This window comes from Alkalibacillus haloalkaliphilus C5 (genome assembly GCF_000269905.1).
GTDB classification, from domain to species: Bacteria; Bacillota; Bacilli; order Bacillales; family Alkalibacillaceae; genus Alkalibacillus; species Alkalibacillus haloalkaliphilus_A.
The window spans coordinates 1-7,831 of sequence record NZ_AKIF01000138.1; the positions used below are offsets into that span (position 1 = coordinate 1).

Here is a 7,831-nt window from a genome sequence, read left to right on the forward strand (position 1 = left end):
GCGTAACTGGTTGCCCCGATTCCTTGAAGTAAGTGAAGCGGCATTACTAGATCAAAAAGGGGCAGACTTAGAAAAACAAGTAGAAGCAGTTAAGTCAGCATTGTTCAAGTTAGTATCAGACCATTTAGATCAGTTAGGTGTTCCACGTGAGCATAAAGTTTATCAGTTTATAAACATGGATGTTGACGTGTGCGCACTTGGAATTGTAGATTACATTGCAAAAGTGAAAAGTTAACAATGAGTACCGATCTAAATGGGTCGGTATTTATTTTGCTTTCTTTATTGAATGAACGAACAAGCCTACTAATATTCCTCCTGTGGCCATCCCAAGCCATACGGGTATATATGACATAATAGGATCTAAGTTTCCAATACTCCAGTCCACTAACATACGAAAACCAATAATTATTGTCGGGAATAATAAAATGAAAAAATGTATAGTAATACAACTTGTTTACGAGACAAAATGGTCCCCTCCTTAACTACCATTATATACTATAATTACCTAATTAATTAAAATGATTTTAAATGGTTGACGAAAAAGCACAAACCGAATATAGTATTACAAGTAGATAATTTCCGAGTAAGTTTATCAGAAAAGGAGAATTAACATGATAACTAAAGTACAACCGGTAAATGAAGTTAAAGATCCGGTATCCGTTGAAAAAGACGATACTGGTTTAAATAAACCGCAAAATAAGTTGATCATTGGTGCTTTAGCTGTAACGTTTGTTTTAATGGTTCATTTAATGACATCATATGATGGTGTTCAAGCGTTACTTCTCATCATTGGTCTATTATTAGGTTATACACTATTCCATGCTCGATTTGGTTTTACATCAGCATTCCGTCGTTTAGCATCTGTTGGTAACGGGCAAGCTTTGAGGTCACACATGCTCATGTTGGCAGTTGCTGTAACGTTATTTGCACCGATTCTAGCATTCGGAATCTCGTTTTTCGATACAGGTGTATCTGGTTATGTTTCGCCGATCGGTATTAGTTTACTAGTTGGTGCGTTTATGTTTGGTGTTGGTATGCAGTTAGGTGGAGGTTGTGCATCAGGTACGTTATACGCTGTTGGTGGCGGTCGTACAGTTATGTTCGTAACACTAATCTTTTTCATCGTAGGTTCAACGATTGGTGCTTATCACTTACCGTTTTGGACTGAAGAAATGCCTGCTTACCAGCCAGTTTCATTAGCTGAAACGACAGGTTTTGGTTATGGTGGTGCATGGTTAATTTCAATTGCTTTATTTGGTTTAATTGCATGGATTACGTTAGTCATTGAAAAAAGAAGAAAAGCGCCAAAAATGGCACCAGTTCCATCTGAAAAAGGTTTGAAGCGAATCTTCCGTGGTTCTTGGCCATTATTTGCAGCGGCAATTGTTTTAGCAGTATTAAATGCTGTAACACTTATGACGCGTGGTCAACCATGGGGTGTTACATCTGCTTTCGCACTTTGGGGATCAAAAGTAGCTGACTTTTTTGGCATCGATGTCGCTAGCTGGAGTTATTGGCAAGGTGCAAATGCCGCAGCATTAGAAGCTTCAATTCTAGCAGACTCAACAACTGTACTGAACTTTGGTGTCATTATTGGTGCCTTTATCGCATCAGCTGCAGGTGGATTATTTAAGTTTACTAGATTGACTAAAGGTAATGTAGCAGCATCCATTATTGGTGGTTTACTAATGGGTTATGGTGCACGTCTAGCATTCGGTTGTAACATCGGTGCTTACTTCGGCGGAATCGCATCATTCAGCCTACACGGATATATTTGGGGAATTCTAGCGCTAGGCGGAACTTTCCTCGCCTTATATTTAAGGCCACTCTTTGGCTTATCCGTACCAAAATCAAAAGATTCATTCTGTTAGATTTAACCCTCATACAGTCGTATGAGGGTTTTTTCATGCGAATGGCTCATACAAATTGTGAAATAGCTCATAGAACGCAGCAAATAGCTCATAGAAGTAAAATAATAGCTCATAGGATTTGAAAAATAGCTCATAGAAGTAAAATAATAGCTTATAGAATACAAGATTCGACAAAGTTTCTGCTTATTCGGTAATAAATCCTCCTCTTCGGTAATAAAGCACACTTATTCGGTAATAACCCTCACGCATTCGGTAATAAATTGTCCTATTCGATAATAATCCCAAACAAATCCACCAACCGTCATTCATACTCTGTTCATATTTCTTCTGTATAATGAAAAGGGAGAAAGGAGACTTAAGGCATGAAAAAGCAGCTGAAGTTTCTAGTCGTAGAAGATGATCCGCACATTAGTGATTTAATTAAATTATATATAAATAAATGGGGACATGATGTTATTGCTCGTTATGATGGTGAAACAGGGTTAGCAGCTTATTATGATGAGCAACCCGATTTTATTGTGTTAGATATTATGCTTCCTGATTTAGATGGATGGGAAGTGTGTCGTGAAGTACGTCACGACCAAAAGCAAATACCGATTTTAATGCTTACCGGAAAAGGGGAAAGCTATGATCGAATTAAAGGTTTGGAGCTCGGGGCTGACGATTATGTTGTAAAACCATTTGATCCTAACGAATTAATAGCTCGAATAAAAGCCATTTTAAGACGTTCACATCAATATGACCAACAGTATGAAGTACTGAAATTTAGTAACCTTTCAATTGATCTTAATGAATATATTGTAAAAGTAGAAGGTGAGCCGATTACACTGCCACCGAAGGAACTCGAGCTATTGTACTATTTAGCGTCTCATCAAAACCAAGTGTTTACCCGCCAGCAATTGCTTGATCATATTTGGGGGTTCGATTTTGACGGCGACCCGAGAACAGTTGATGTTCATATTAAACGTTTGCGTGAGAAAATATCGACTAACAACGAAGCAACCTGGGCGTTAAAAACAGTTAGAGGGGTAGGGTATAAGTTTGAAGTACATTCGTAAGTTGCGTGGCAAAATATTTATTAAACTGTTTTTAAGCTATGCGGGGATTATGTTAGCTTCTTTCGTTTTATTTGCTGGGGTGTTTATTTTTCTATTTCATCTGCAGCTTTATGATCAGTTTGAAGAGGAGTTTTCTTATCACCACGAGCATCTAGAACAACAGTGGCCTGTTGAAGATGAACGGCTAGCTGAGGAAATGTTAACCCAAAGTAAAAGTGAAGTGTTAATTTATAGTGATTGTACAAGTTGTGAGCCTTTTTATTGGAATGAAGAGGTGCTTACAGAAGTACAATCGGGTGAAATCGTACATGACAGTATGTGGTTAGACGATGGTGAGCTTGTCCATGTCGTGGCAGCACCGTTTCAAGATGATGACGTTATGTTGATGGCGTTTTATGACTTAAATCATGAGTATACTCAATTAGCTGTAATGCTGTTGACGCCTTTTATCATTACGTTAATGATTATGACAGTTATCGTTTGGGCAATTTCTAGAAAGATTACAGCTCCTTTAAAAGAACTAAATGACGTCGCATTAAAATTAGCAGAAGGTGACTTTTCTAAAAAGGCAAAACCGAAATCAAACGATGAAATTGCGCAACTTGGTGAAACGTTTAACTATATGGCAGAAGAGCTTGAAAGCCTTGAAGATATGCGTCGTGATTTTATCGCCAATGTTTCTCACGATTTACGCTCACCATTAACTTCGATCAAAGGGTTTCTTGTTGCCTTACTGGATGACACAATCCCAAATGATAAGCGAACGCATTATTACCACATTATGAAAGATGAAACAGAGCGACTGATCAAGTTAGTTAATGACCTATTAGATATGACACAACTCCAATCCGGTACTGTAAACATTCATAAATCAAGATATAATATTTCAGAACAAGTCCGCCAAATCGTTGCGAGAATGGAGCCACAGTTCAATGAGAAAGAGCTTGAGGTTGACCTTAGTTTAGAAGAAGTTGAAATTAACGCTGATAAAGATCGAATAGATCAATTGTTAGTTAATTTAATACAAAATGCGATTCAATTTTCAAAGCGTAATACAACAATCACAATACAAACTAAGATCATTGAAAATGGTGTCGCGATTTCTGTTACGGATGAAGGAGAAGGAATTAAGCAAGAAGATTTGAAAATGATATTTGAAAGGTTTTACAAATCTGATACGTCGAGATCATCAAAAGTCGGTACAGGAATAGGTTTATCAATCGTCCAATCTATTGCAGACCTTCACGATGCAAAGGTCGATGTTACATCGCAACAAGGTAAGGGAGCAACATTTTCAGTTACTTTACCAAATAAATAACTCGACAATAAGCGACTGTATTTTTACAGTCGTTTATTTATGTTTAATCTGTTGTTCATGTTCTGTTCATATAGGCTTGTTATTATTTTTATAGATTGCTAGAAGAAAAGGGGTCGACCAATGGAGAAGTTATCGAGTTTAATTAAAACGAGAAAACGTATGTGGGCTGTCATTATTATTTGGATTTTAGTAGTTGGAGCTTTAAGCGCAGCACCTTCTGCCCAGCAACATACGATTAATACGGGGGAGTTTGATCTTCCGGCAGATGCTCATTCAGTTGTGGCATCTGAAAAAGTTGAAGAACACTTTCCGGACGAAAGTGGTTTACTTGCTTTGCTCGTTTTAGAACATGATTCTGAGTGGAGTGCAGGTGCATTTGAATCAGTTGATGAGTTAAGTGAGTCGTTGTGGGAGCAGGTTGAAGAAGATTCTTTGTTATCGTCTGTTCCATTTCACTTCTTCCCTGAGGATGTAAAAGAAGAATTCGTTTCGGATGATCAATCGACGTTAGTTTTACCTGTTACGTTACCAGACGGGCTTGAAATGGATGAAATTAATGCGAAAGTTGAGCAACTTCACCATGAGGCAAGTGAAACAGTCTTAAATGCAGAAGTAAATGTGACAGGGCCTGCAGGAATTGCATCTGATACGATTACGATCTTTTCTAATGCTAATTTAGTGTTACTGTTTTCGACGATTGGCTTAGTATTAGTTTTACTAATTATTATTTATCGATCGCCCCTTCTTGCTTTAATTCCGTTGTTGGCAGCCTTATTTGTTTATCAAACGGTAGACCGAGTGTTAGGACTTTTTGCTGCGAATGACGTGTTTTATATTGAGACTCAATCGTTATCCATTGTGTCAATTTTACTTTTCGGTGCAACTGTAGACTATAGTTTATTTATTTTCTCACGGTTCAAAGAAGAGTTACGGCAAGTTGAGAGTAAACATGAAGCAATGGTTCGAGCTGTAACAGGTGTCGCTAGGCCGATTTTCTTCAGTGGTGGAACGGTTTTAGCAGCGATGCTTGTACTGTTTTTAGCGGTCTATGGACCTTATCAAAACTTTGCGCCTGTTTTCTCAATTACCATTGCCATTGTACTAATTGCAGGTTTAACCTTAGTTCCAGCCTTGTTCACAGCGTTTGGACGAAGAGCGTTTTGGCCTGACAAGCCTAAAGTAGGAGAAGATACGTTAGAGAAAAATCGCTTCTGGAGTAAAATGGGGAACTGGGTGACGAAGAAGCCATTTGTTGCAGCTGGGATTGTATTAGTATTCTTAATAGTAAACGGACTAAATGTAATGAATATCAATTATTCATTTAATCTATTAAACTCTTTCCCGGAAGAAATGGATTCGCGAGTTGGTTATGAAAAGTTAGAAGAACAGTTTCCACCTGGTGAGTTAGCCCCAGTCGTCATCGTTTTAGAAAGTGAAGAGGAGATCGTTTTTTCTGAAGAACAACTGCAAGAGCTGAATGAAATTAATACAGCCATTGTGGATTATGAAGGGGTAAGTGAAACGACATTACCATCTCATGATGTTCTTAAAGAAGGTGATCTTCAAGGAGAAACGTTCTCGATATCAGAAGATGAAACGGTTGTGAAACTTGAAGCATTGTTAGCACAAAATCCATATGACCATGAATCTTTAGACACACTCGAGTATTTAATAAATGAACATAACAAAATCATTGAAGGTACTAGCTTTTCGGGGATATATTTTGCAGGAGAGTCAGCACAACAAAGTGAGATTCGTGCTTATAATGAACGAGATACAGCTGTCGTTGTCGCCATTGTTACGCTAGTTATTTTAGCGATGCTAATGTGGCAATTGCGTTCGGTTGTCGCACCGATTTATATGATGACAACAATTTTAATCTCTTATTTCTCAGCTTTAGGAATTAGTTGGTTTATTTTTGATAACTTCCTCGGCTATGATGGTATGAGTTACCGTATTCCGCTTTATGCTTTCGTCTTCCTTGTCGCACTCGGCGTTGACTATAACATTATGTTAATGTCTCGCATAAGAGAAGAGCGCCAAAAGTATGAAATGAAAGAAGCGGTTAGGCGCGGTGTTGCTTTAACAGGAGGAGTTATATCATCTGCAGGGATCATTCTTGCAGGGACGTTTGGCGTATTAATGACTCAGCCGATCTTAGAACTGTTTATGTTCGGGTTCATCGTCAGTTTAGGTATTTTAGTAGATGCCTTTTTAGTACGCGGTATGTTAGTGCCAGCAATTGCAACAATTTTAAAAAGATAAAGGGAGTGTTATAACATGTATGAATTATCGTATAGTTTACACATAGTTGGTGTCGCATTATGGATTGGAGCATTTATTGTTGTCGGCCTTTTATTAAGGTCATTGGCAAAATCTGAAGAAGAGTTAAAGAAACATTCGCTCGTAATAGAGAAGTTGCGTCGCATGATTAATTGGGTTGTGCTACCAAGTGGTATTGTTGTCATGTTAACAGGTGTGTATATGATCTTACAGTTTAACCGCGATACGTTGCCGCTGTACTTGAAGTTGATGGAAGAAATCGGTGGCGTTGCCATTCTACTAACCGTGATTGTCGTGTCACTGTATAGTAAGAAGCTTAAAAAGAAGTTGCAAGGCATTGAACTTAAAAAAGATAAGTCTTTAACAGCGATTACTAAAATGTATACGAACTTCTTATTTATTTCAACAATCCTTTCAATTGTCGTTGTCGTCATTGTTGCGATGAGGTTAGCTTGATAGAATGAGAACTGGCAAAACAAGAACCCCAACTCTAAACTCGAGTTGGGGTTAACTTCTAATAGGGACTACAAACCAAAATTCATTTAAATGATTATAACTTTTCGCACCTATTGTTCCGTCGTGCTTTTCAATGATTTCTTTAGCAATAGATAACCCGAGGCCACTTCCGCCAGATTCTCTAGAACGAGAGTGATCGACTCGGTAAAATCGTTCAAAAATCTTGTCTTGTTCATCAGTTGGAATTGGTTTGCCGCTCGTTGTAACAGAAGCATAATAATTCCCATCATTTTTGTATCCTCTAACTAAAACGGGCTGATCCCCCTCATGGTACCTTAAAGCATTATCTAATAAGTTGTTGATCACTTGTTGAATACCTTCTTGATTGAACTTAGCCATACAAGCTTCAACATCAACTTGAACAGGGATACTAGCTTGTGAAAAGCTCCACTCAAAAACAGAGACACTTTGTTTAATCACATCAGATACGTCTTGTACTGTATGATTGATAAATTGTTGGGCTGAAATATAGTCTAACTCTTTCAACTGATCAACTTGTTCAATTAATTGTTTTAAACGTTGTGATTCTAAATGTAAAGCTTGTAACGTCTCTTCGCTTGCTTCGATATCCCCAGATTTCATCGCATACAAATACCCATTTAGGTTAGAAACAGGCGTGCGTAATTCATGTGATAAATCAGCAATCATCTTATTTCTCACTTCGTCTTGTTGTTTCAATTGATCAATCAGTCCATTATAATGCTCAATTAATTCACCAACTTCATTGTTTGAATCATACTGAACTAAACTAGGGTTTTGTCCAGATTTCAACTCTTTTGTTGATT

The 7,831-nt window shown here is 37.8% G+C and carries 6 protein-coding genes and 1 pseudogene; 6 read left to right on the forward strand and 1 reads right to left on the reverse strand.

The annotated features are described in order from the left end of the window. From A194_RS18445 to A194_RS0112785, 6 genes and pseudogenes are all read left to right on the forward strand, one after another. Positions 1-235: pseudogene (locus A194_RS18445) on the forward strand (hypothetical protein); the annotation flags it as partial. 376 nt (positions 236-611) lie between these two features. Beyond that, a complete protein-coding gene (locus A194_RS0112765) occupies positions 612-1,871 on the forward strand; it encodes a YeeE/YedE family protein (protein WP_017187218.1) in 1,260 nt (419 codons plus the stop codon). Between the two features lie 362 nt (positions 1,872-2,233). Further along, complete coding sequence (locus A194_RS0112770; protein ID WP_017187219.1) at positions 2,234-2,929, forward strand: response regulator transcription factor; 696 nt, start codon at positions 2,234-2,236, stop codon at positions 2,927-2,929. Further along, the gene (locus A194_RS18450; RefSeq protein WP_017187220.1) at positions 2,913-4,247 is read left to right on the forward strand and encodes a HAMP domain-containing sensor histidine kinase; all 1,335 of its coding nucleotides are present in this window, start codon (positions 2,913-2,915) and stop codon (positions 4,245-4,247) included. Before A194_RS0112770 ends, A194_RS18450 begins: the two co-directional genes overlap by 17 nt. Positions 4,248-4,367: 120 nt before the next feature. Then, complete coding sequence (locus tag A194_RS0112780; RefSeq protein ID WP_017187221.1) at positions 4,368-6,512, forward strand: MMPL family transporter; 2,145 nt, start codon at positions 4,368-4,370, stop codon at positions 6,510-6,512. 15 nt (positions 6,513-6,527) lie between these two features. After that, positions 6,528-6,986: a hypothetical protein gene (locus tag A194_RS0112785; protein WP_017187222.1), complete on the forward strand. Its 459-nt coding sequence runs from the start codon at positions 6,528-6,530 to the stop codon at positions 6,984-6,986. A 51-nt stretch (positions 6,987-7,037) separates the two neighbouring features. Here the strand turns inward: A194_RS0112785 and A194_RS0112790 are convergent. Then, on the reverse strand, positions 7,038-7,831 hold a 794-nt coding region (locus A194_RS0112790), incomplete at its 5' end, for a sensor histidine kinase (RefSeq protein WP_017187223.1).

What these genes read in the sequence shown, in the direction of transcription:
- A194_RS0112765 (WP_017187218.1), top strand. Translation starts at nt 612, where the DNA reads ATGATAACTAAAGTACAACCGGTAAATGAAGTTAAAGATCCGGTATCC.
- A194_RS0112770 (WP_017187219.1), top strand. Translation starts at nt 2,234, where the DNA reads ATGAAAAAGCAGCTGAAGTTTCTAGTCGTAGAAGATGATCCGCACATT.
- A194_RS0112780 (WP_017187221.1), top strand. Translation starts at nt 4,368, where the DNA reads ATGGAGAAGTTATCGAGTTTAATTAAAACGAGAAAACGTATGTGGGCT.
- A194_RS0112785 (WP_017187222.1), top strand. Translation starts at nt 6,528, where the DNA reads ATGTATGAATTATCGTATAGTTTACACATAGTTGGTGTCGCATTATGG.